The sequence below is a fragment of the Leptothrix mechoopdaensis (SeqCode) genome (genome assembly GCF_053893855.1).
The window spans coordinates 826968-851226 of record NZ_CM132699.1; the positions used below are offsets into that span (position 1 = coordinate 826968).

Sequence of the window (24259 nt, forward strand, 5' to 3'; positions counted from 1 at the left end):
ACTCAGCTCACTTTCTCGATATTGACGAGGAAGGCCTTGAACTCCGGTGTCTGCGAGTTGGCGTCGCCGACGAACGGTGTCAGGGCATTGGCCAGGTAGCCGTTCTGCGTCACCCCCTTGAAGCCCCAGTGGATCGGGATGCCGACGTGGTGAACCTTCTTGCCGTTGACCTCCATGGCCTTGATCCGCTTGGTCACCACGCAGGCCGCGATGACCTCACCGCGCTTGCTGCGCACCTTGACCTTGTCACCCTGCCTGATGCCCTTCTCCTTGGCCAGCTCCTCGCCGATCTCGACGAAGGGGGCCGGCTGGACGATGGCATTGCTGCGCGAGTGCTTGGTCCAGTAGTGCAGGTGCTCGGTCAGGCGGTAGGTGGTCGCGGCGTACGGGAACTCGTCCTGCTTGCCGAAGTTCTCCCGGTCGCCCTTGTAGACCCGTGCCGCCGGGTTGCTGACCGCGCCCGGGTTGGTCGGGCACATCAGGTTGACGCCCAGCGGGGTCTCGAACGGCTCGTAGTGCTCGGGGAACGGACCTTCGTTCATGCCCACCGCATGGAGTCGGGCGACGCCCTCGGGGTTCATGATGAAGGCGCCCACGCCCTGCTCGGGCGCGGCATCCGGGCGCATGTCGGGGATGTCGGCCCCGCCCGCCCATGACGTGCCGTTCCAGGCCAGGTACTTGCGCGACGGATCCCACGGCTTGCCGTCCTTGTCGGCCGACGCGCGGTTGTAGAGGATCCGGCGGTTGGCCGGCCAGGCGAAGCCCCAGTTCGGGAACACGCCCAGCCCGGTCGGATCGCTGTTGTCGCGCCGTGCGGTCAGGTTGCCCGTCGGGCCCCAGCAACCGGCGTAGATCCAGTTGCCGCAGCTCGTCGTGCCGTCGTCGCGCAGCACCGCGAAGCCCGGCAGCTGCTCGCCGGCCTTGACCAGCGGGGCGACCGGCGCGGCAGGTGCGGCCGGCGCCGCAGCAGGCTTGGCACCGGCCACGGCCGGCGCCGGAGCCGCAGGCGGCGGCGGGAACAGGTCGGCCAGCGCCTTGCCGGAAATCTCGCGCAGCAGCTCGCCGGGTTGCGGCACGTTGGCGTTGAGATAGGGCCAGCTCAGGGCGGCGATCGGCTCGGGCAGCGCGCCGCCGTCCTTCGCATACATCGCGCGCAGCTTGACGAACAGCCGGGCCATGATTTCCGAGTCCGGCTTGGCCTCGCCCGGCGGGTCGACGGCCTTCTCCTTCCAGCTGATGACGCGGCTGGAGTTGGTGAAGGAGCCGGTCTCCTCGGCAAAACAGCTGGTCGGGAAGCGGAACACCTCGGTCTGGATCTTCGACGGGTCGGCGTCGTTGAGCGGGCCGTAGTTCTTCCAGAACTCGCTGGTCTCGGTCTCCAGCGGGTCCATCACGACGAGGAACTTCAGCTTGGACAGGGCCGCCGACAGCTTCTTCTTGTCGGGCACCGCCGCCAGCGGGTTGAAGCCCTGCACGACGAAGCCGTTCATCTTGCCCTGGTGCATGCGCTCGAAGATGGCCAGGATGTCGTAGGCCGTGTCGCGCTTCGGGATCCAGTCGTAGGCGAACTGGTTCTCGGCCGTCGCGGCATTGCCGTAATACGCCTTCATCAGGCTGGTCTGCCACTTCGCGAAGTTCTGCGTGAAGGCCATCTGGCCCGGACGCAGCGGCTTGCCGGTGCGCGCGGCCAGGTAGGTCGCGCGGTCGACGTCCGCATCACCGGGCGCGCCGATGTAGCCCGACAGCACCTCGGAGTAGGCGCACATGTCGGTGATGCCCTGCACGTTGGCATGACCGCGCAGCGCGTTGATGCCACCACCCGGACGGCCCATGTTGCCCAGCAGCAGCTGGATCATGGCCATCGTGCGTATGTTCTGCGAGCCGATCGAGTGCTGGGTCCAGCCGAGCGCGTAGCAGATGGTCATCACCTTGTCCGGCGCGGCGGTGCCGGCGAGCATCTCGCACACCTTCAGGAACTTGTCCTTGGGCGTGCCGGTGATCTGGCTGACCAGTTCGGGCGTGTAGCGCGCGTAGTGCTTCTTCATCTGCTGGAAGACGCACTGCGGGTTCTGCAGCGTGTCGTCCACCTTGACGAAGCCGTCCTCGCCCATCTGGTAGCCCCAGGTGGACTTGTCGTAGTTGCGCTTGTCGGCGTTGTAGCCGCTGAAGAAGCCGTTCTCGAACGAGTAGCCGTCCTTGACCAGGAAGGCCGCGTCGGTGTTCAGCTTGACGTAGTCGAGGTGGATCTTCTCGTTGCTCAGCAGGTAGTGGATGACGCCGCCCAGGAAGGCGATGTCGGTCCCCACGCGGATCGGCGCATAGAAGTCGGCCACGGCGGCCGAGCGCGTGAAACGCGGGTCGACCACGATCAGCTTGGCCTTGCGCTGCTGCATGGCCTCGGTGACCCACTTGAACCCGCAGGGGTGGGCTTCGGCGGCATTGCCGCCCATGATCAGGACGAGATCCGTGTTCTTGATATCCGTCCACGAATTGGTCATCGCTCCGCGACCGAAAGTCGGGCCCAGACTGGACACCGTCGGTGCGTGTCAGATGCGCGCTTGCGTGTCCAGGGCGACCATGCCCAGGCCACGCGCCACCTTGACGCTCAGATAACCGGATTCGTTGGAGGAAGCGGACGAGATCAGGAAACCGGTGGTGTTCCAGCGGTTGACCGTCACGCCCTTGTCGTTGGTCTTGATCAGGTTGGCATCGCGGTCAGCCTTGAGGTGGGCGGCCACGCGGGTCAGCGCCTCTTCCCAGGACAGGCGCTTCCACTCGTTGCTGCCGGCCTCGCGGACCTGCGGGACCTTGACGCGGTCCTTGGACTGGATCATGTCCATCACGCCGGCGCCCTTCGGGCACAGCGTGCCGCGGTTGACCGGGTGGTCGGGGTCGCCCTCGACGTGAACGATGGTCGAGCGGACGTTCTTCGCCTTGTCGCCCAGCGTGTACATGATCAGGCCGCAACTGACCGAGCAATACGGGCAGATGCTGCGGGTCTCGGTGGTCCGGGCCAGCTTGAAGTTGCGCGTCTCGGCCAGGGCGGCCGTGGGCGAGAAGCCCAGCGCGACGAGGCTGGACGCTGCCAGCCCCGCTCCACTGACCCGGAAGAACTGCCTCCGGTCCATGTCCATGGGTGAGATCTCCTTGGGCGTTGCGCCCGACGTGTGCGAGGCCCTTCCAGGGCCACTTTGCAGAACCCGAGCCGATTGAATCGCCGACCCGGTTGACCAGCCATCGGGGCTGATCCTTAGGGTGTCCTGCCAAGTTGTCGCAGACGGGGTGCCGCCGCCGGACGGGTCGCCGCAGGATCCTGCCGGTAGTAGCCCGACAGCAGTTCGTAGAGCGCCGGCTCGTGTTCGAGCAGCAGCTCGGGCGCGACGAAGAAGGCCTCGCTGGCGACCGGGAAGAACTCCTCCAGGCCATGCACGCCATAGGGATCCAGGGCGGTCGGCTCGTCTCGTTCGACCTGCCGGACCAGGCGGGCGTGGGCCGCCTCCATCACGCGCAGCCAGTGCCGCCGCGTGGCCGCATCGGGCATCGGCGGGATGCCGTCGGCCTCGCCATCGAGCAGGTCGATGACATGGACAAACTCGTGGATGACGACGTTGTAGCCCTCGTCGGCGGTCTCGCCGCTGGCGGCGACCTCGCTCCAGGCCAGCATCACCGGACCGCCGGGCATGGCCTCGCCGGCCAGCTCCTCGCTGCCCTCGTGGCAGACGCCGTCCTCGTCGACCCACTGGCGCTGCGCCACCACCTCGCCCGGGTGCAGGACGATGCCGACGAAGCCGTCATAGGCGGCCAGGTCCAGGTGCAGCACCGGCAGGCAGGCCTGCGCGGCGACGGCCACCGCCATCTCGTCGGTGACCTCCAGGCCGCCGGCGCCGTGGAACTCGTGGCGGTCCAGGAAGACGGCGCAGTCCTCGCGCAGCTTCAGCAGGTCGGCCAGCGGCCGTCGCTTCAGGAAGGGCAGGCGGTGCAGCGTGTCCAGCCACAGCTCGTCGGGGATCGCGCGCTGCTGCTTCGCCCGTGCGTCACGCCAGCGTCGCCACCAGTCCAGCATGGCGGATCGGCCTCAGGCGGGCGCGCCGAGCGGTGCCCGGCGCTCGATGCCGCTGGCGCGCCAGCGCAGCACGTCGGCACGCTGCAGCGAGCGGCCGTCGGGCGCGTCATGCCAGTCGCTCAGGACCCAGCGCGTCAGGCCGTCGCCCAGCGCGTGGCAGGCCGGGCGGTGGGTGTGGCCGTGGACCAGCGTGCGCGCGCCGGCGAGGTCCAGCGCGGCGCGCACGGCCGCGTCGTCCAGGTCGCCCCAGGTCTCGACGCCCTCGGCGCCCTGGGCCTGCTTGCGGGCCTCGCTGGCCTCGCGCAGGCCGCGTGCGATGGCGCGCCGTTCGGCCAGCGGCCGGTCCAGGAAGGCCTGTTGCCAGCCGGGGCTGCGGACCTGTCGGCGGAAGTCCTGATAGGCGTGGTCGTCCAGGCACCAGGCATCGCCGTGCGCGACCAGCAGGGCCTCGTCCCACGGTGCGTGCAGGACGGTCGGATCGGCCAGCGCGCGCAGGCCGAGCGCGGCACAGAGGCGCTCGCCGGCCAGGAAGTCGCGGTTGCCGACCACCAGGCCGAGCGTCAGGGGGGTGTCGCGCTGCGCCAGGGCCGAGGCCAGGTGGGCGCAGGCGCGGGATTCGAAGCTGCCGAGCTCGTCGAGGCTGTCGTCGCCGATCCAGACCTCGAAGATGTCACCGAGCAGCAGCAGCACGTCGGCATCGGTGTGCCGCAGGTGCTGCGCCAGGGCCGCCAGCGTGGCGGGGGTGTCTTCGGCCAGGTGCAGGTCGGCGAGGAACTCGACCGACCGGGTCTCTGGCGGAAGGGTCCACGCGGGGCCCAGGCTCATCAGGCGGCGACGACCACGGCCTTGGTGATGACGACGTCCTCGACCGGCACGTCATCGTGGTGACCGCGGCTGCCGGTGCGGACCTTCTCGATCTGGTCGACGATCTCGGTGCCGGCGATGACGCGGCCGAACACGGCGTAGCCCCAGCCTTGCGGCGACTCCGAACGGAAGTTCAGGAAGTCGTTGTTGACCGTGTTGATGAAGAACTGCGCGGTGGCCGAATGCGGCGCGTTGGTGCGCGCCATCGCCAGCGTGTACTTGTCGTTCTTCAGGCCGTTGTTGGCCTCGTTCTGGATCGCGGCCTGGGTCGGCTTCTGCTTCAGGCCCGGCTCCATGCCGCCGCCCTGGACCATGAAGCCCTTGATGACGCGGTGGAACACCGTGCCGTCGTAATGGCCGCTGTTGACGTAGCTGAGGAAGTTGGCCGCCGACAGGGGGGCCTTGACGTCATCGAGCTCGATGCGGATGACGCCAGCGGTGGTGTGCAGGTCGACTTGAGGTGCTGCCATGTTCATTTCTCCAGGGTGGCCTTCTTGATGATGACGGGTTCGTTCGGGACGTTCTGGTGCGGGCCGCGGTTGCCGGTCGGCACGACGCGGATCTTGTCGACCACGTCCATGCCCTCGATGACCTTGCCGAACACCGCGTAGCCGTTGCCGTCCTGCGAGTTGGGCTGGTCGAGGAAGGTGTTGTCCTTGACGTTGATGAAGAACTGCGCCGTGGCCGAGTCCGGCACCATGGTGCGGGCCATCGCGATCGTGCCGCGGGCGTTGGACAGGCCGTTGCGGCTCTCCAGCGGGATCGGCGCCTTGGTGCTCTTCTCCTTCATGCCGGGTTCCATGCCGCCGCCCTGGATCATGAAGTTCGGGATCACGCGGTGGAAGATCGTGCCGTCGTAGTGGCCGGCCTTGACGTAGCCGATGTAGTTCTCGACCGTCTTGGGCGCCTTGGCGGCGTCAAGCTCGACGACGATGTCGCCCAGCGTGGTCGACAGCCGCACCTTCTGTGCGAGGGCGACGCCGCTGAGGGCGAGGCCGAGGGTCAGGGCGGCTGCGCCGCGGGCCAGGGTGGCCAGGTTCATTCAAGGACTCCTTCGGAAAAGATGCGCCATTGTCCGCTGTCGTGCGACCAGTACTGGCGCCGCATCAGGCCGTGCGTGCTGCCGCGCAGCCGCTCACGGAAGGTCACGACGAGGACGTCGCGGGGTTCGTTCCAGCCCAGCACGCTGAGTTCATCGAGCTCGCGTTCGCGGCCCGGGCTGGCGCGGGCTTCGGCTCGCAGGCGTTCGCGCCACGCATCGTAGCCATCCTCGCCATTGTCGAAGTGCATCGAGTACAGCGTCATCAGCCCGGTCAGGTCGCTGTGCGTCCGGGCCCGTCGCCAGCTCTCGATCAGGCCGAGGGCGGTCTGGCGCTGGGCCATCAGCTGGCGCGGGGCGACCCATTCGAGCCGTTCGGCCACGATGACCGGCGTGTGGCGCGGCGCCAGCAGGCGCAGCCAGCGCGACAGGTCGTCATTGGCCATCACGATGCAGCCGTTGGTGGCCAGCGGCGCGCGGCTGTACTGGCCGGTCGGCGTGCCGTGGATCCAGATGTTCGCGCCGGTGCGGCCCTGCTGGCGATCGAGGTCGTTGGGGTAGTTCAGCGGCAGGGCGCCGGCGCCGTAGAAGTCGCCGAGCTGGGCACCCTCGAGGTGGCTGGTGATGCTGTAGACGCCCAGCGGCGTGCGCTGGTCGCCTTCGTTGCGCTTGCCGGTGCCGCGGCTGCCGATCGAGACGTAGTGGTCGCCGACGATGCGCGGGCTGCCGGCCTGGTTCTCGATCACGTAGAGCCGGGCCCGCGAGGTGTCGACCGCGACGACGTGCCGCACGCTGGCCGACAGTTGCAGCACCTGCCGCGGCCAGGTGCCCGTCGGCGGTGTCTCGGCCAGCGCCTGCAGGCGCAGCACCGCTTCGCGTCGCAGGGCTTGCGCGGCGGGGTTGGCGGCACCGACGGCGCCGGGCGTCTGGAGGTCGCCGGTCGAGGCCAGCAGCAGGTCGCCATAGACCAGCTGCGCCAGCGCGAACTGCGGCACGTCGCGCACCAGCGCTTCGATCGCGGCCAGCGCCTGCGGCAGGCGGGCCTGGCCGACCAGCCGGTAGACGCCGATCAGCCGGGCCTCGGGCGCCTCGGCGGGCGCGGCGATCGGCTCGGCCTCGTCATGCTGGATCGTGGTCGCGTAGGCGGCGGCGAGGTTGCCCTCGTCGACCGGTGCGGCCGCCGGGGCCGCCGCGTGGCGCCCGCGCGCCCAGACCATCGTGATGCCACCGGCCAGCAGCAGCAGCGAGGCCAGCGCCATCCAGACGAGGCGCTGCAGCGTCGTCATCGAGGCGGTGGGCCGAGGTTCGGTCGTGGCGGGCACGGCGGGCTCCGGAGACGAGGCTGAAGGTGCGGGCGCCGCATTGTCGGACGCCGTCGGCGCGGGCCGGCGCGCGCTGCCGCCGGTCAGGGTCCACGGCAGCGCCATCGGCGTGTCGTCATGGCGGGCCTGGCCGAGCGCGCGGTCATAGGCCTGGCGAGCCATCTGCGCATGCAACAACTGCAGCAGTTCGTAGGCCCGCGCGTGCATCGGGCTGGTCTTCAGCGCCGCCTCGAGATGGGCCCGCGCGCCCGGTCCGTCCTGATCCTGGATCGCCAGCGTGGCGAGGTTCATGTGGGGTTCGGGCCGATCCGGCCATCGACCGACCAGGGACTCCAGCTGCTGCCGGGCGGCTTCACGCTGGCCGCTGCGCGCGAGGGTCAGCGCGGCGTCCAGTTCGGCGGCCAGCGGGTCGGCGGCGGGACTGGCCGGCTGGGCGGGCACGAGGCTCGCGAACAGCAGCAGGACCAGTGCCGATGCCAGCCTCGACACGATCGCCCCCAGGCCGATCCGGGGCGATCTCACGGGCTCGTGCATCGGTCACCGGAGGGGAGGCGGACGACCCGTCGCGAGGTCTGGCGGAGGGGGTGCGCAAGGCTCACGTCAGAGGGTCCAGGGCTATACTGAAATCATTCTAGGGGAGGCCAAGCAGGGGTCCTTCCGGGCCTGCGAGGCCGCGTCGACCGCGTCGCGCGACCGATGTATCCGGGCCCCCGGACCCGCCGTCTGCCGGCCCGCCCCCCTTGTTCGAGTGGTGCCCCCCGGGCCTTCCGGTGAACGTGCCACCTCGATGTCACCCAACACGCGAAGCGGCCCGAGTCGCGTCGTCCTATGCGCCTACACAACAGCCTGACCCGTGCGGTCGAGACCTTTGAATCGCTCGAGCCCGGCCATGTCCGCATGTACGTCTGCGGCATGACGATCTATGACCTGTGCCACATCGGCCACGCCCGCATGATGATGGCCTTCGACGTGGTCTACCGCTGGCTGCGCGCGAGCGGATACAAGGTCACGTATGTCCGCAACATCACCGACATCGACGACAAGATCATCCGCCGCGCGACCGAGCGCGGCATCACGATCCGGCAGCTGACCGACGAGATGATCGCGGCGATGCACCAGGACATCGGCGCGCTCGGCATCGAGCGCCCGACCCACGAGCCGCGCGCCACCGAGTACGTGCCGCAGATGCTGGACCTGATCGGCCGCCTGCAGGACAAGGGCCTGGCCTACCGCAGCGGCACCGGCGACATGAACTACGCGGTGCGGCGCTTCGAGGGCTACGGCAAGCTGTCGGGCAAGTCGCTCGACCAGCTGCGCGCCGGCGAGCGCGTGGCCGTCAATGATGGCAAGGACGACCCGCTCGACTTCGTGCTGTGGAAATCGGCCAAGCCCGAGGAGCCGGCCGACGTCAAGTACGACAGCCCCTTCGGCACCGGCCGGCCGGGCTGGCACATCGAGTGCTCGGCGATGAGCTGCGCGCTGCTCGGCGAGCGCTTCGACATCCACGGCGGCGGCCTCGACCTGCAGTTCCCGCACCACGAGAACGAGATCGCCCAGACCGAGGGCGCGACCGGCCAGCCCTGGGTGCGCTACTGGATGCACAACGGCTTCCTGAACGTCGACAACGAGAAGATGTCGAAGTCGCTCGGCAACTTCTTCACGATCCGCGATGTCCTCAAGAGCTACGACGGCGAGACGGTGCGCTTCTTCATGCTGCGGGTCCACTACCGCAGCCCGTTCAACTTCAGCGATGCCGGCCTGGACGATGCGCGCAACGCGTTGACGCGGCTCTACACCGCGCTCGACGGCGTGGCGGTCGACACCGAGGCGGCGATCGACTGGCGCCTGCCCGCCGCCGCGCGCTTCAAGGCCGCGATGGACGACGACTTCAACACGCCGATCGCCGTGTCGGTGCTGTTCGACCTGGCCGGCGAGGTCAACCGCACCAAGGACCGCGCGACCGCGACGCTGCTGCGCCAGCTCGCCGGCGTGCTGGGCGTGCTGCAGCAGCCGCCGCGCAGCTACCTGCAGGGGGGCGCCGCGTCGGGCCTGGACGAAGCCGCGATCGCCGGCCAGATCGAGGCCCGGCAGGCGGCCAAGGCGGCCCGCAACTTCGCCGAGGCCGACCGCATCCGTGACGCGCTCGCCGCGCAGGGCGTGATCCTGAAGGACACCCCGCAGGGCACGACCTGGGTCAAGGCTTGAGCGCCCCGATGAACACGCCTGCGGCCCTGGCGCTGGTCACGCCCGACTATTGGGACGAGGCCTGCAAGCACCTGATGAAGCGCGACCGGGTCATGAAGAAGCTGATCCCGCGCTTCGGCGAGGCCCGTCTGCAGAGCCGCGGCGATGCCTTCACGACGCTGGCCCGATCGATCGTCGGCCAGCAGATCTCGGTCAAGGCCGCGCAGTCAGTCTGGCTGCGCTTCCTGGCCCTGGGCGCCTCGGCCGACGCGCCGCTGCAGCCCGGCTGGGTCATCGACCTGGGCGTCGAGGCGATGCGCTCGGCCGGCCTGTCGGCCCGCAAGTGCGACTACCTGCGCGACCTGGCCCGCCACTTCATCGACGGCGCGGTCCACGAGACGCACTGGTCGTCGATGGACGACGAGGCCATCATCGAGGAGCTGGTGGCGATCCGCGGCATCGGCCGCTGGACCGCCGAGATGTTCCTGATCTTCCACCTGATGCGCCCGAACGTGCTGCCGCTGGACGATCTCGGGCTGATCAAGGGCATCAGCCTGAACTACTTCAGCGGCGAGCCGGTCTCGCGCGCCGAGGCGCGCGAGGTCGGCGACGCCTGGGCCCCGTTCCGGTCGGTTGCCACCTGGTACGTCTGGCGCAGCCTGGACCCGTTGCCGGTCGACTACTGAACTACACTGATCGACCGTTATCCAGCCATGCGCTGGCGCGGCACGGATCCTGCAAGGACCTGCCGCCGACAGCAGAAGGAAAGGCGCTCATGAGCAAACGACACTTCCTCGAATTCGAGCAACCCATCGCCGAACTCGAGACCAAGATCGAAGAGCTGCGCTACGTGCAGAACGAGTCCTCGGTCGACATCTCCGAAGAGATCGACCGGCTCTCCAAGAAGAGCCTGCAGCTCGCCAAGGACATCTACTCCAGTCTCTCGCCGTGGCAGGTCACGCTGATCGCCCGGCACCCCCAGCGCCCCTACACGCTGGACTACGTCAACGAGATCTTCACCGACTTCCAGGAACTGCACGGCGATCGTCATTACGCCGATGACCTGTCGATCGTCGGTGGGCTGGCCCGCTTCAATGGCCAGGCCTGCATGGTGCTCGGTCACCAGAAGGGCCGCGACACCAAGGAACGTGCCGCGCGCAACTTCGGCATGTCCCGCCCCGAGGGTTACCGCAAGGCGCTGCGCCTGATGAAACTGGCCGAGAAGTTCGGCCTGCCGGTCTTCACCTTCGTCGACACGCCCGGCGCCTATCCCGGCATCGGCGCCGAGGAACGTGGCCAGTCCGAGGCGATCGGCCGCAACATCTTCGAGATGGCGCAGCTGGAAGTGCCGATCATCACGACCATCATCGGCGAAGGCGGCTCCGGCGGCGCGCTGGCGATCAGCGTCGCCGACCAGGTGCTGATGCTGCAGTTCTCGGTCTATTCGGTGATCTCGCCCGAAGGCTGTGCGTCGATCCTGTGGAAGACCTCCGAGCGTTCCAGCGACGCGGCCGAGGCGCTGGGCATCACCGCGCACCGCCTGAAGGCCCTGTCGCTGATCGACAAGATCGTCAGCGAGCCGGTCGGCGGCGCCCATCGCGATCCGAAGGCGATGGCGGCCTCGCTCAAGCGTGCCCTGAACGACGCGCTGCGCCAGGTCTCCGACCTGAAGACCCGCGACCTGCTGAACCAGCGTTATGCGCGCCTGCAGTCCTACGGCCGCTACAACGACACCAAGTCCTGATCGATCGGATCGTCCCGACCCGCGACCTCCTCGACGGCCGTCCCGGCAACACCGGGCCGGCCGTCTTGCCTTCCAGACCATGACCTCGCCGACGGTCGACCTGTCCGACCTGCCGATGCTGGCGGGACTGTCGCGTGTCGCGGTGGCCTACAGCGGCGGGCGCGACTCGACGGTGCTGCTGCACGCGGCCTGCCACTGGGCGCTGGCCCACGGTGCGCAGGTTCATGCCTTGCACGTCCAGCACGGTTTGAGTGCCCACGCGCCCGATTGGGAGGCCCACTGCGCTGCGCAGGTGTCGCAATGGGCGCGCGGGACCACGGGCATGCCGGCCTTCCCGGTCACGCTGCAGGTGCGCCGGCTCGGGCTGGTCGTGCCGGGCGGCGCCAGCCTCGAAGCGCATGCCCGCGCGGCGCGATACGAGGCGCTGGCCGCGATGGCCCGTGCAGCCGGTTGCGACACGGTCCTGCTGGCCCATCACCGTGACGATCAGGTCGAGACTTTCCTGCTGCAGGCCTTGCGCGGAGCTGGTCCCGCCGGCCTGTCCGCCATGCCGGTCGACGTCCGACGCGACGGCCTGCGCTGGTTGCGCCCCTGGCTGGATAGACCCCGCGCTGAACTCGAAGCCTGGCGGGTGGCTCATGCACTGAGCCATGTCGAGGACGACAGCAACGTCAGCCCGCGACATGCCCGCAACCGGCTGCGCCAGTCGGTGCTGCCGGCCTTGCGTGCGGCCTTCCCGGCGGCCGACGACACCCTGTCCGCGAGCGCCCGGCTGGCCCAGGATGCGCGGGCTTGTCAGGACGCACTGGCCCGCATCGATCTGGAGACCCTGATGGACGCGCCGACCGCTGCGGGCCTGTCGATCGAGCGCTTGTCGGCACTCGAACCGGCGCGGCGGCGCAACGTGCTGCGGACCTGGCTGATCGACCTGGCCGGCAAGCCGCCGACGCAGACGCTGGTCACGCGTCTGGCCGACGAGGGCATCCGGGCCACCGACGGCCGATGGCACACCGACGGCGGCACGCTGCAGGCCTATCGCGGGCGGCTGGTCTGGGTGCCGTCGTGCTGGCCAGTGGCAGGATCCGGCGTCGCGTCCGGCGACCTGCCGCCTGCCGCTGGTGGCAGGCGTGCATCCGGTGCCTGCCTGGGGAGGGGCACTGGTGGTGGCGGCGGTCACGTCCGGCGGCATCGCGCAGGCGGGCGTCGACCAGGTCGAGTTGCGCGCCCGGCAAGGCGGCGAGCAGTTCCAGGCCCATGCGCACGGCATGCCCCGTTCGCTGAAGAAGCAGTTCCAGGACGCCGGCGTGCCGTCGTCGGCCCGCTTCGCGCCGCTGATCTGGCGCGGCGACGTGCTGGTGCAGGTCCCCGGCCTGGGCGTCGATGCCCGCAGCGTGGCGCCGGACGGACAGCCACAGTGGGCGCTTCACTGGCAGCCCGACCCGGTGTCAGGCGGAGCAGGGGTTGCGGGTCGTTAAAATGTCGGGTTTTCCGCGCGGCTGTCGTGCGGGAGAACTCATTTCTGCAACCGACATGGCCTTGATCGTTCACAAGTACGGCGGCACATCGATGGGCTCGCCCGAGCGCATCCGAAACGTCGCCAAGCGCGTCGCCAAGTGGGCGCGTGCCGGCCACCAGATGGTGGTCGTGCCCTCCGCGATGAGCGGCGAAACCAACCGCCTGCTGGGCCTGGCCAAGGAGGTCTCGCCGGCCGTCCAGACGCCTTCCGTGCTGCGCGAACTCGACATGATCGCCTGCACCGGCGAGCAGGTCTCCGTGGGTCTGCTGGCGCTGGCGCTGCAGGCCGAAGGCATGGAGGCCATCAGCTACAACGGCTGGCAGGTGCCGATCAAGACCGACCAGGCCTACACCAAGGCCCGCATCGAGAGCATCGACGACAGCCGCGTGCGCGCCGACCTGGCCGCCGGCCGTGTCGTCGTCATCACCGGCTTCCAGGGCATCGACGGCGACGGCAACGTGACGACGCTGGGCCGAGGCGGTTCCGACACCTCGGCAGTCGCCGTGGCGGCCGCGATGAAGGCCGATGAGTGCCTGATCTACACCGACGTCGACGGCGTCTACACCACCGACCCGCGCGTCGTCCCCGAAGCCCGCCGGCTGCACACCGTCAGCTTCGAGGAGATGCTGGAGATGGCCAGCCTGGGCTCCAAGGTGCTGCAGATCCGTTCGGTCGAGTTTGCGGGCAAGTACCGCGTGCCGATGCGGGTCCTGTCGAGCTTCACGCCGTGGGACATCGCCATCGAGGAAGAAGCCAAGTCGGGCACGCTGATCACATTCGAGGAAGACGAGAAGATGGAACAAGCCGTTGTGTCGGGCATCGCGTTCAACCGCGACGAAGCCAAGATCACCGTCATGGGCGTGCCGGACAAGCCGGGCATCGCCTACAGCATCCTGGGCAAGGTCGCCGATGCCAACATCGACGTGGACGTCATCATCCAGAACGTCTCGCACGATGGCCGCACCGACTTCTCGTTCACGGTCCACCGCAACGATTTCCAGCGCACCGTCGACCTGCTCAACAAGGACGTCGTGCCGGCGCTGGGCGCCAAGGAAGTGCTTGGCGACACGAAGATCTGCAAGGTCTCGATCGTCGGCATCGGCATGCGCTCGCACGCCGGCGTGGCCAGCACGATGTTCCGCGCGCTGAGCGAGGAAGGCATCAACATCCAGATGATCACCACCAGCGAGATCAAGACCTCCGTCGTCATCGACGAGAAGTACATGGAACTGGCGGTTCGCGCGCTGCACAAGGCCTTCGACCTGGACCAGCCGAACGGCTGAACCATCGGCGCCGAGCGGCGCTGAAGACCGGTTTGAAAAGCCGGGAGCTGGAACCCGAAGAGTTTCAGGCTATACTCCCGCTTCTTCGGAGACGTGACCGAGTGGCCGAAGGTGCTCCCCTGCTAAGGGAGTATGCGCCAAAAGCGCATCGAGGGTTCGAATCCCTCCGTCTCCGCCAGGATAGGGCCCAAGTGATTGATTCACTTGGGCTTTTTTCTTGTCTGCTCGGCTGACCCCACTTCAAGCCCCACATCCGGAGATCGCTGGATCCGAGCACGGACGCGAGGCTTGCTTCTCGCCGGGCATCGGGTCAAGGGCGGGCAACGCCCGGCGACAGCGCACCCTTGAGGCGATGGTCGGCGGTCCCACGCTCGCCGGATCGGGCAGGACACCTCGTGGCCGGCCCGATCCAAGCCCTCGGTGTGATCTGCGACCAGACGATGGATGGTCTCACATGGGGTATTGAATGGTATAAATCATCGGATCATTCACTCGATGAGCCGAGGAAACGCACCGTGTCATCCGTCCAGCCCTCCCAGCTGTTCACCCAACGCGACCAGGCGCTCGCCCTGCTGCGCCAGCGGGGCCTGGCGCGCCTGTCGGAACTGAAGGCACATGGCATCACCGCCACCACTGTCAGCCGCATGGAAAAAGCTGGAGAAGTCGTCCGGCTGGCGCGTGGCCTCTACCAGCTGCCGGATGCCGAACTGGACGTGAACCAGTCCCTCGCCGAGGCCTCGCGCCTTGTGCCGCGTGGCGTCATCTGCCTGGCCTCGGCCCTGGCCTTCCACGGCCTGACCGACCAGATGCCGGCCCAGGTCTGGATCGCCATCGGCCGCAAGGACTGGCGCCCACGCGTCACCGACCCACCACTTCGCGTGGCCCGCTACTCGGACGAGGAACTCGGCCGCGACGTCGAGACCGCACAGATCGCCGGCACCACCGTGCCCGTCTTCGGCGTGGCCAAGACGCTGGCCGACCTGTTCCGCTACCGCCGCAGCGTCGGCGACCTGCTGGCCGTCGAAGGCCTGCGACAAGCCCTGCGGCAACGCAAGGCCACCCCGGCCCAGATCGCCCAGGCCGCCCAAGCCGGCGTGGTCTGGCGAACGATGCAGCCCTATCTGATGGCGCTGACCAGCGATGCCTGATCAAGCCGCCAAGGGGCCGCGCCACATCGGCGTTTCGTTCCGTCAACGTCTGCTGAACCTTGCCAAGGCACGAGGCGAGCCGCTGGACCTGCTGCTGACCCGCTACACGCTCGAACGCCTGCTGCACCGCCTCAGCCTGTCGACGCACCGCGACCGCTTCGTGCTCAAGGGCGCGATGCTGCTGACGACCTGGTTCGACGAGCCCCACCGCGCCACCCGCGACCTGGACCTGCTCGGCTTCGGCGACCCCGCTGATGAGGCCTTGCTGGCGGTGTTCCGGGACGTCATGTCGATCGCGGTCGACGACGGCCTGAGCTTCAACACCGACGCCCTGGCGATCGCCCCGATCCGCGAGGACAACGACTACGGTGGCTCACGGCTGCGCACCACCGCCACCCTGGCCGGCGCCCGCATCACGGTGGTCGTCGACGTCGGTTTTGGCGACGCCATCGAGCACGGCGCCGACCTCATCGACCTGCCGGTCCTGCTCGATCTGCCATTACCCCGCCTGCGCGCCTACCCCCGCGAGACCGTGGTCGCCGAGAAGCTGCACGCGATGGTCGTGCTCGGCCTGGCCAACAGCCGCATGAAGGACTACTTCGACCTGTGGATGTTGCTGGGCAGCTTCGCGTTCGATCCCGTGCGCTTGCAGCAAGCCGTCCGGGCAACGTTCCACCGGCGCGGCACCCCGATCCCCGAGCACGTGCCCGAAGGCCTGAGCGAGGCGTTTGCCACCGATGCGTCCAAGCGCCTGCAGTGGGAGGCTTTCGTGCGCGGCCTGTCGAAGGGCGCACCGAGCCTGGAAGTGGTCGTGGCGACGTTGAGGGATCGGCTAGCCTTTGTCTTCGTCCCAGAAGCCTTTCAGCGCTCCCGTTCGGGCCCTTGAGGTGTCCGAACCGTCGACGGCGGCGTCAAGCGATCAGCGCCCTTCGACAGCCCCGGTAATGTGCGCTGTGCCACCTGCTCCCTTGTTCGATACCTCACGCCTGGCAGTCGCCGTGCGTAGTCGACCACGCATCGGGACAGTTCGCGATCCGCAGCATCGCTCGACGACGCCAGTGTGTTGGCGATCTCGCACCAGGCCTGGGCCACCTGCCGTCGACCGGGCGTGAGCTTCACCCCGTCGCCATCGGATGTCGTGCTGGTCCCTTGCCCACGCTCCCGCGCCTTGATCTGCCACAGCCGCTCGTTGTGATGCCGGCTGCCGCGCGTGGTCCGCGAAGAGGCTTCGGCCTCGATGCCCCAGCCGCGCAGCTTCTCCGCGAAGACCTCGCGCCAGCGGCGCAGGTCTTCCTTGCGCGGGTTCAAGCGCTTGCCGTCGCGCCCCTCGGCCCGCACGCTCAGGTGCACGTGCGCGTTGGCCTGATGTGTGTGCAGCACCATCACGTAGCGATGCCCGGTCAGTTCGTCGGCGGCGAACTCCCGGACCGCCTGCTGCAGGTACTCCGTCTTCGTGCCCGTAGGCATCGACAGCATGATGTTGAATGCCTCGCGACGCTCGCTGCGATCGGGGATGCGCATGCCGCCCATCCGCCATTGGGTCACGATGTCCTGCAGGGCTTCCGGGCCTTCGCGCTCGACGCCTCGGTCGTCTTCAATCGGCAGCCGGCCGCCCTTGCTGATGTAGCGCAGGTGCGCTGCGATCGCGCCCATGCCGCGACCACCGCCGGTGACCTTGACCATGACCTGCGGCGCTCGGACCTTGACCGTGGCGGCGACGCGCTGGCGGACCCAAGTAGCCCGGTCGTGCAGGCTCGCCGTTCGCAGCCCTCCGGGCGAGGCGGACGTGCGGCGATTGCCGGCGTAGAAGAGCCGATCGCCCCACAGGACGAGCACGCCATCGACGCTGTTCGGAGTGGTCATGGCCGTCTCCTTCAAGGTCCCGACAGGAGCTTCGACGCGCGATCCAGATGGACCTGCACCTCCACGTCCATCTTGCGCAGCCGCTGGACGAAGGGCTCGGCCTCCGCGCGCTTGGCCAGACGCATCAGCCGCAGGAAGGCGTTGAGATCAGCCGACAAGGTCGCGAGCGCATCGTTCGAGGCCAGCAGTGCAGCCCGGTCGGCGCTGCGTTCGGCCACCGGCTGAGGCAGGGGCGCATCGCGAACCAGGCGGGCGACCACGTCGCCATACGACAGGCCCAGGCGCCCGGCCACGAACATCAGCCTCTCGGCATCGTCGGCGGGCAGTCGCAGGGTCAGCTTCGTGATGCGTCGACGATGACCGGGCACGAGCACCTGGCCATGGGCATCGGTGTCGTCCGCGTTGCCGATGGCCTCGACCAAGGCGGCCCGGGCGAGCGCTGCCACCGTCACGCCAAGGCCCGCCGCAGCCGATCGGACGTCGTCGCCGATGCCTCGGAGGTCGACGGTGACGCGGTCACGCGAGGCGCTGGCCATGACCACCCCACACGTCGGCCAGGCCGCGTGGCATCCAAATGCTGGCGGGACGCCTATCCTGCCCTCGCCTTCCAAACGCCCCCTTCATGGCTCGATTCCTCAGCCTGGAGTGGTGTCAGGGGTCTGACCGTCAGACCCCTTGGGCAGCAGATCGGCCAGTGCCAACAGGCGGCGTCGCAGGTCAGCGATCTCGTCCGCATCGACCGACGGCTTGATGCGAGGCAGCCAGCGCTCCAGCCGATCGCATGCCGCATGAGCCTGTTGCACCAGCCGTGAGCCAGGCGCCTGGCGTGTCAATCGGATTGACGCCGGCGCAGCCCGGAGCGCGATAACTGCGTCGCGCGTGATGGGCTCGGCGGCGTCGACCAGGGCCTGCACTTGCTCAGGTCGATGCACGTGCAGCTTGCTCAGCTCATGCAAGGTTCGCGGTGAGGTGCAGCGGCCGGACTTGAGCGCGGCATCGAGCACGGGCGGCAGGTCGAGCAAGGACAGGTGATGGGCCACCGTCGTCAGGTTCATACCCAGACGCCGCGAGACCTCGGCGTGCGAATCACCGGCGTCAACCTGTTGGCGGATGAAGCGGGCCAGGTCGAGCGGAGAGAGGTCGGCGCGCTTGAGGTTCTCAGCGACCTGCGCATAGCGGTCGGCGGGATCGCGGCGCACGACCACCGGGACTTCGGTGAGGCCGGCACGACGTGCAGCTCGCAAGCGGCGGGCGCCGAAGTGCAGCAGGTAGCGGCCTTGGGCACTGGCTGGGTGGACGGCCAGGGGCACCAGCAGGCCGCGCAGGAGGATGTCGGCCGACAGCGCTTCGAGGTCAGGTTCGGCGAATTGGAGGCGAGGGCTGGCGGGGTCTTCGTCGATCAGGGCGATCGGGACCAGGCAGGGCGCTTGAGGAAGCGGGGGCCGAGATGATTTCCTGGTGGCCCTACACGAAACGCGGACGGCCTCAGGCGTGACCTCAATGCCCAGCAGATCGAGCTGGGCATGAACGGCATGAGCTTGACGCTGGCGCATGGCGGGATCGTGCCGACCGCAACGCCATAGCGGAAGAACCAGTAAGCCTGCCGGGGTGGCTCATCGATTGAGCCAGAAGAGTTCAAGAGATCTCGGGTAGGTTCAAGCCGTCCCCTGGTTGTTTCGAGTGCTTACATGTATGAGATGGCTTCTTTTGACAATTGAGGCGCCGCTCATCCGCTCCCCAGTTCGCCGCCGCCATGTCGGCGGCCAGCGAATAAGGCAACCTATCGACCCATGAGGGCCGCTCGAGTACCGCATTGCTGGGTTGTCGTAAGCGCCCTGGTAAGTCATGTTGATCCGCTGACACCTTCAGCCACAACACCGGGGCCCAGCCCAAGAAGGTTCGCCGCCCTGCGCGAACTCATGACGCCGCCCGATCCGCCGAAGCGGCCTATCGGGTTCATCACGCCCGAGGACAAGGGCAAAAAGACCTCCGGGGTGAGGGACAAGGCGTGAAGCGACAAGTAGGCCGCGATCACACAGGAGCGCGGAACACCCTGTCGAACCAATAGGCCCGCTCGTCTCGGAACCACTCTGCGAACTCGGGGCGATCAAAGACCTCAAGTTGCTTGAGGCTCACGCCGTACCGATGAAACAGGGCCAAGATTTCACGAAGCGCATCTTCATCGACTGCCGCCGGATCGACTTCAATGTAGAGCGCGTCGCCATTGCCTTCGTAGCTGCGAATGGCAGCGATCTTGTCTAACCATTCGAAGAACGCTGCTTCGTCGTGCTCAGAGAAGTAGCGTACGGCGCGGGCTTCAAGTTTCATCGTTGTCATCGCCTGCCGCCACCGGGATAGACGTTCACATAGCCACCACCAGGTGTTTGGACGTCCCAGTGTGGCCCGCCATGCGCATTGCCAGGTCGTGGTCCGGTGGGCACCCAAACGCGCCCATCGTCACCACGCCAACCGCTCCCGCGCCCGTTGGGATTCTTCACCCAGTCCGGGCCTCCCTTCGGATCGCAGAACCCTACGTCCGTGCCAGGCTTACCGGGCGCCTTTGGCCCATTCGGGTCGGAGGCGTCCGCAGGCGGCTTTGCGAAGATCCGATCCAAACCAATCAACGCACCGCCGGTCCCCAGGCCAATACCAACATCTGCAAGCGTCACCCCTACGCCGATGAACGGAATGGCTAGGCACATTGGACACAAGCCAGTCGGATCAATCGAACTGACCGGATTTCCGCCCACATATTCGTAAGTGTTGATCCCTCCTGCGAGCCCGATGGGATCGGACTGCATATATCTTCCAATCCAAGCCGCGTAGTCCCGATGGTGGTTGTAGAACCCCGTGGTTTCCCGGTCGTACACCTGCCCCGGGAAGCGCAGGTTGAAGCTGTAGACGCCCAGCGCGTTCGGGTTCTCGTTGACCGGCGTGACGCCGAAGCTCTCGAAGCTGTCCCAGCGCCAGACGATGGCGTGGTCACTGCTTCGGACCACAATGCGCGGCGTGTTCAGGTGATCGGCGTAGACGTAGTCGATGCGAGTGGCAACGTTCAAGGTCGCCCCGCTGCCGGTGCGGGTCTGCTTGACCACCGCCACCGGCTGGTCGCCCAGCCACACCACCTCGTAGATCGGAATACCCGAGGTGTCGTACTCACCCAGGATGTGACCGTCTTCGTCATAGGCGTAGTGCACCGCACCGGTCGTCACCACAGCCGTAGCGCCACTTTTGCGAACGCGTTGTTCCAGACCGTTGTACCAGTAGTTCACCGGCGTGGTCGTCGTGGTCCCCGTAGGGATGTTGGCCTGGCTGAGCCGTCCGCGATCGCTGTAGACACCGCTACCGGCCGATCCATTCCCGATCGTGTTGCCTGCATTGTCGTAAGTTGGGACATCCGTCACCAGCGAGCCCGTGGAGTTCACGCGCTGGACGCTGGTCAGCCGGTTGCTGGTCGCGCTGACCTGGTTGACGAAGCGTGTGGCCGACACCAGGAACTCGGTGCGATTGCCATTGGCGTCGTAACTATAGGAATAGCTGGTCGTGCCTTGGTTCGAACGGGTGAGCCGCCCCAGCCCGTCGTAGACGAAGGCTTGGTCGAAGGCGACCTGGGCCACGCCACTGCGGGTATGGCCATACGCCGTGATCCGACCGGCGTCGTCATAGCCAACGGTACGCAACAGACCGGCCGCCGTGCCGGTGCCGTTCGGATGGCCCAAGGGGTAGGTCTTGGGCCGACCGTAGCCGTCCCAGGTCCGCGCATAGGTTACCGGCCCTGTGCCCCAGGTCCAGCCCTTGGCGTTGCCCATCGCGTCGTACGCGATCGTCGACAGGATCGACGTCGAGATGGCGGCGTTGGTGCCGACCCCGTTGGCGTTGACCGGGTTGAGCGCCAGCCCGCTGACGCGTCCGGTCAGGTCGTAGCTCAGGTTCACACGCGCGCCACTGGGCAGCGTCAGGGTCTTGAGGTGCCCGTTGTCAGCGCCCGTACTTCCCCAGCCGTACTGGACATCGAAGGCTCGCGCTGAGGCCTGTCCGGTGACCAGCACCGTCTGAAGCTTGCGCACCACCCGACCCAGCCCGTCATACGTGTAGGCCGTGTTGCCGCTCTCATCGGTGATCTTGGTAAGACGGCCGATGCTGTTGGCAGGCTTGGGCGTGACCGTGCCGCCGTCGTATTCGAAGATCGTGTCCACCCCGGTCGGGTAGTCGATCTTGGTGAGTCGGTTGAGTGCGTCGTAAGAGTAAAGAACTTGCTTGCCACGCGCGTCGGTGCGGGTCTTGAGGTTGCCAGCCGCATCGAAGGTGGAACTGGTTGTGCCTGTGTCGGGGCTGACTTGGCTGGTCCGATCTCCCAGGCCATTGGCGGTGTAACTGGTCACCAGGTTGCGAGGGTCCGTGAGCCCAGCGGGCTGATCCGCCAGGTCCCAGCTCGGACGGACCACCGGACGAGCCACGCCCGTGGCGGGCAGGGGCTGTGTCACCTGCACCGGCCGCCCCAGCGCGTCGTATTGCGTCTGCGTGGTCAGCCCCAGCGGATCGACCACCGTGTGTCGACTGCCCATCGGGTCGTAGCCGAAGGTGGAGGTCATCACGCCCGGTGCCGGGCTCTGCGCCAGGACGACCGAGGACAACATCGAAGCCGACGTGCCGAGCAGCAGGGCGAGGGTATGGGTGAGCGGCTTCATGGCTGGACTCCGGTCATGCTCTGAACACGGCCCAGGGCGTCAAAGACCCGGGTCACATTGCGCGCCAGGACGCCAGCCGGATCCTTGAGCGCCTCTGCCGTGCGATTGCCTGCGTTGTCCAAGGTGTAGGTGATCGTGTTGCCTGCGCCGTCCTTGATGCCTGTGAGGCGGTGCGCGGCGTCATAGCTGTAGGTGATCTTGGTGGCATCGGGCAGCGTGGCTTCCTTGAGTTGCCCAACACCGTCGTACAGATAGGACGTGGTCTGCGCAGCACCAGCACCCGTCGGAGGACTGACCGCGACCGAGTTCACCCATCCGCGTGGCGTGTAGGTGATGTCCGTGACCACACCATTGGGATCGACGCTGCGCTTGAGGCGACCGGCGCGGTCATACACCGTGAACTGCGTGATATGGCCGGCTGCGTTGGTGATGCTCTGCAAGTCACCGATGGTGTGGTCGGCGTTTGTGTCTGCGTAGTACGCGTAGGTGGTCAGATTGCTGAGTGCGTCGCGGGCGGTGAGCACCTGGCCGAACGAGTTGTACGTGTAGTTGGTCACGCGAGCGACACCCGCAGCCGTCGCGGCAAAGCCCGAGGTGCCAGTGGCATCGGTCGTGGCTTGTTCGACCTGCTTGCACAGCACGGCAATCGGGCTGCCGTCGGGCAGCACTGCCGTTGCCGGTGCGCAATTGAGCACGGCATTGCCTGCGGTCGGATCAGGCTGGCCGTTGTAAATCCAGGTCGTGATCTTCTTTGGCTCGGCCAGGCGAGTCTTCAGATTCCAGACGGGGTGCCATTGAGTACTGATCTTGCGCTTGACGCTTCCCGCTGGAATCACGCTGCCGCTGACAGGGTATTGACACGCCTCGGTGGCGTGACTCAAACCCTCGATTCTTGCAGTTTCCAGTCGCCGCCCTGAATCATTATCAAAGCATGCTTTGACCCCATTGAAATCAACCGATGCGCGAACGAGTCCACCCGCATCGTAGTAGGTGCTACTCGACGCTGCCGCACATCCAGCCCCGGCTGGCTGGCTTTGGCTGGTAACACGTGGAATCCCCAGTCCCATTTCGACACCGTAGCTCGTGATGCTGCCGTTGGGCGTGGTCATCGACGGCGCAACCGGCAGGCCCCAAGTATGATCACGCCAAACCACGCCGGTCGTCGCATCGTAGGTTTCTGACACGATCCACGTTGGAACACTGACATACGAAGCCGTGTAACGATTTACCCCGCCAGCCAGTTCGGTCCCAATTGCACGACCGGCGACATCGTAAGTGTAAGTACTGTGACGCGATAGGTTCTCATCAAGGACGCCCGTCAACGCCCAAGGCAGCCCAGGTAACTCGTAGACATATTGCCGAGATGTTGAGTCTTGCCAGGTGAATTGACTCAATATCCCGCCGACTAGGTACGAAACCAGAATGATGCCACCATCAGGGTTAGTAATCGATTTGATGCGAGGTAAATTTGTGGAAGAGTCTTGCTCATACGCAAACTGCAGTACACGTCCGGTCTGATTTTGTATTCCGACGATCAAGCCTGCCGCTGGGGCCACCGCCAGCGGCGTTGCGGCATCGCTGTATAGGTAGGTTAGAGCTGTTCCATCTGCAAACTTGATATCAATCAGTCGCCCATCTGCACGATACGTCTCGACCGATTGTGCAGCAGCATCGAAGTAGCGCCATCCATTGAGCGTAGCCACCAACCGATCGCGAACGTCGGTACTGGCTCGATAAAAGCCGCCAGCGTCAAGGAGGAAGTCAACCCAGACGCCACCCCCGCGCGACGCCTGGATGCCTTGCTTGACACCACTCACACTTGACTGAAAGACCAAACTCTTGTGGAGATTGCTATCCCATTGGGATCCGAACGACGGCACCGGTCGCGAAACCGGCAACTCGGCTCCACCTTCTGCCGGGAAATTCCTTCGGCTGTCATATTGCGCCGAGAGGCGCAAGCCACCAATTTGCGCCGTCAGGGCCTCAGTCTGTCGTTTTGTGGCTGTCAGCGGGTAAATGGGATTTCCGCCGCTTGGCTGTTCGCACGATTGCGGTTTGCCTGCGTAGCGATCAACAATATTAATGCAGGCATTCGCTTCAGCGATCCATTTGGCATTTGCAGGACAAACCGGCGAACAAGCCGGATCACTCGCAAGAAATCCAGGACCACAAAACCTGCTTATCGAGGCATTATTTCCTGAAACTGACAAACTTCCATCTGAAAAAACATATATACACCTGCCCGAGACATAATCATCTTGTCGAGGCACCCAATGTAGCCCAGAGTCACTGTACAAGGATTCAATATGCAAACATGAATCAGTGATTGATTGAAAATGTAGCGCCCTGTCAGGGGCTGCGAGGCGCGAAATTCCATTGTCGCCAACAATCTGCCAATAAAATTGGGCGGAGCAGTCAAAAGATAGCGCCACCCCAAGTAGAGCCATCCAAATCCTAAGGAAATTCATGTTTTATGATCTATCGATTTGGTGAATTACTGATCAGCTCTACTTGACTTTGTCAAGATGAACCGACGATCGTCGCT

The 24259-nt window shown here is 66.6% G+C and carries 19 protein-coding genes, 1 tRNA gene and 1 pseudogene; 9 read left to right on the forward strand and 12 right to left on the reverse strand.

Annotated elements, in window-relative coordinates; genetic code table 11:
* Positions 1 to 2: 2 nt before the first annotated feature.
* From fdnG to ACWA7K_RS03775, 6 genes are all read right to left on the reverse strand, one after another.
* A complete protein-coding gene (gene fdnG / locus ACWA7K_RS03750; RefSeq protein ID WP_456165782.1) occupies positions 3 to 3134 on the reverse strand; it encodes a formate dehydrogenase-N subunit alpha in 3132 nt (1043 codons plus the stop codon).
* A 116-nt stretch (positions 3135 to 3250) separates the two neighbouring features.
* Positions 3251 to 4063, reverse strand: a complete 813-nt coding sequence (locus ACWA7K_RS03755) for a M90 family metallopeptidase (RefSeq protein ID WP_456165784.1) — start codon at positions 4061 to 4063, stop codon at positions 3251 to 3253.
* Between the two features lie 12 nt (positions 4064 to 4075).
* Complete coding sequence (locus ACWA7K_RS03760; RefSeq protein WP_456165786.1) at positions 4076 to 4888, reverse strand: UDP-2,3-diacylglucosamine diphosphatase; 813 nt, start codon at positions 4886 to 4888, stop codon at positions 4076 to 4078.
* A complete protein-coding gene (locus tag ACWA7K_RS03765) occupies positions 4888 to 5397 on the reverse strand; it encodes a peptidylprolyl isomerase (RefSeq protein ID WP_456165788.1) in 510 nt (169 codons plus the stop codon). Before ACWA7K_RS03765 ends, ACWA7K_RS03760 begins: the two co-directional genes overlap by 1 nt.
* Positions 5398 to 5399: 2 nt before the next feature.
* The gene (locus ACWA7K_RS03770; RefSeq protein WP_456165789.1) at positions 5400 to 5969 is read right to left on the reverse strand and encodes a peptidylprolyl isomerase; all 570 of its coding nucleotides are present in this window, start codon (positions 5967 to 5969) and stop codon (positions 5400 to 5402) included.
* Entirely contained in the window at positions 5966 to 7810 is a 1845-nt protein-coding gene (locus ACWA7K_RS03775; RefSeq protein WP_456165791.1) for a L,D-transpeptidase family protein, read from the reverse strand. The genes ACWA7K_RS03770 and ACWA7K_RS03775 overlap by 4 nt, the downstream gene beginning before the upstream one ends.
* Positions 7811 to 8116: 306 nt before the next feature.
* Here ACWA7K_RS03775 and cysS point away from each other — a divergent pair, with 306 nt between their 5' ends.
* The 9 genes and pseudogenes from cysS to ACWA7K_RS03820 all read left to right on the forward strand — a co-directional run bounded on the left by cysS (position 8117) and on the right by ACWA7K_RS03820 (position 16049).
* Positions 8117 to 9493, forward strand: a complete 1377-nt coding sequence (cysS, locus tag ACWA7K_RS03780) for a cysteine--tRNA ligase (RefSeq protein WP_456165793.1) — start codon at positions 8117 to 8119, stop codon at positions 9491 to 9493.
* Positions 9494 to 9501: 8 nt separating this feature from the next.
* Entirely contained in the window at positions 9502 to 10158 is a 657-nt protein-coding gene (locus ACWA7K_RS03785; RefSeq protein ID WP_456165795.1) for a DNA-3-methyladenine glycosylase family protein, read from the forward strand.
* Positions 10159 to 10247: 89 nt separating this feature from the next.
* Positions 10248 to 11216, forward strand: a complete 969-nt coding sequence (locus ACWA7K_RS03790) for an acetyl-CoA carboxylase carboxyltransferase subunit alpha (protein WP_456210352.1) — start codon at positions 10248 to 10250, stop codon at positions 11214 to 11216.
* A 115-nt stretch (positions 11217 to 11331) separates the two neighbouring features.
* Positions 11332 to 12204, forward strand: a pseudogene (gene tilS, locus ACWA7K_RS03795) (tRNA lysidine(34) synthetase TilS); the annotation flags it as partial.
* A gap of 277 nt (positions 12205 to 12481) precedes the next feature.
* Positions 12482 to 12691: a TilS substrate C-terminal domain-containing protein gene (locus ACWA7K_RS03800; RefSeq protein WP_456210455.1), complete on the forward strand. Its 210-nt coding sequence runs from the start codon at positions 12482 to 12484 to the stop codon at positions 12689 to 12691.
* Between the two features lie 55 nt (positions 12692 to 12746).
* Entirely contained in the window at positions 12747 to 14015 is a 1269-nt protein-coding gene (locus tag ACWA7K_RS03805; RefSeq protein WP_456165799.1) for an aspartate kinase, read from the forward strand.
* An 87-nt stretch (positions 14016 to 14102) separates the two neighbouring features.
* Positions 14103 to 14193: transfer RNA gene (locus tag ACWA7K_RS03810), tRNA-Ser, on the forward strand.
* Positions 14194 to 14530: 337 nt separating this feature from the next.
* A complete protein-coding gene (locus ACWA7K_RS03815) occupies positions 14531 to 15163 on the forward strand; it encodes a type IV toxin-antitoxin system AbiEi family antitoxin domain-containing protein (protein WP_456165801.1) in 633 nt (210 codons plus the stop codon).
* Positions 15156 to 16049: a nucleotidyl transferase AbiEii/AbiGii toxin family protein gene (locus ACWA7K_RS03820; RefSeq protein WP_456165803.1), complete on the forward strand. Its 894-nt coding sequence runs from the start codon at positions 15156 to 15158 to the stop codon at positions 16047 to 16049. The genes ACWA7K_RS03815 and ACWA7K_RS03820 overlap by 8 nt, the downstream gene beginning before the upstream one ends.
* On the opposite strand, the gene ACWA7K_RS03825 is transcribed toward ACWA7K_RS03820, so the two are convergent.
* The 6 genes from ACWA7K_RS03825 to ACWA7K_RS03850 form a co-directional block, all read right to left on the reverse strand.
* Positions 16025 to 17026, reverse strand: a complete 1002-nt coding sequence (locus ACWA7K_RS03825) for a relaxase/mobilization nuclease domain-containing protein (protein WP_456165805.1) — start codon at positions 17024 to 17026, stop codon at positions 16025 to 16027. The genes ACWA7K_RS03820 and ACWA7K_RS03825 overlap by 25 nt on opposite strands.
* Positions 17027 to 17037: 11 nt before the next feature.
* Positions 17038 to 17562: a hypothetical protein gene (locus ACWA7K_RS03830; protein ID WP_456165807.1), complete on the reverse strand. Its 525-nt coding sequence runs from the start codon at positions 17560 to 17562 to the stop codon at positions 17038 to 17040.
* A gap of 99 nt (positions 17563 to 17661) precedes the next feature.
* Positions 17662 to 18579: a ParB/RepB/Spo0J family partition protein gene (locus tag ACWA7K_RS03835; protein WP_456165809.1), complete on the reverse strand. Its 918-nt coding sequence runs from the start codon at positions 18577 to 18579 to the stop codon at positions 17662 to 17664.
* A gap of 478 nt (positions 18580 to 19057) precedes the next feature.
* Positions 19058 to 19354, reverse strand: coding sequence for a hypothetical protein (locus tag ACWA7K_RS03840; protein ID WP_456165811.1), 297 nt, complete (start codon positions 19352 to 19354; stop codon positions 19058 to 19060).
* 5 nt (positions 19355 to 19359) lie between these two features.
* Positions 19360 to 21714: an RHS repeat-associated core domain-containing protein gene (locus tag ACWA7K_RS03845; RefSeq protein WP_456165813.1), complete on the reverse strand. Its 2355-nt coding sequence runs from the start codon at positions 21712 to 21714 to the stop codon at positions 19360 to 19362.
* Positions 21711 to 24011: an RHS repeat domain-containing protein gene (locus ACWA7K_RS03850; RefSeq protein WP_456210354.1), complete on the reverse strand. Its 2301-nt coding sequence runs from the start codon at positions 24009 to 24011 to the stop codon at positions 21711 to 21713. The genes ACWA7K_RS03845 and ACWA7K_RS03850 overlap by 4 nt, the downstream gene beginning before the upstream one ends.
* Positions 24012 to 24259 lie beyond the last annotated feature (248 nt).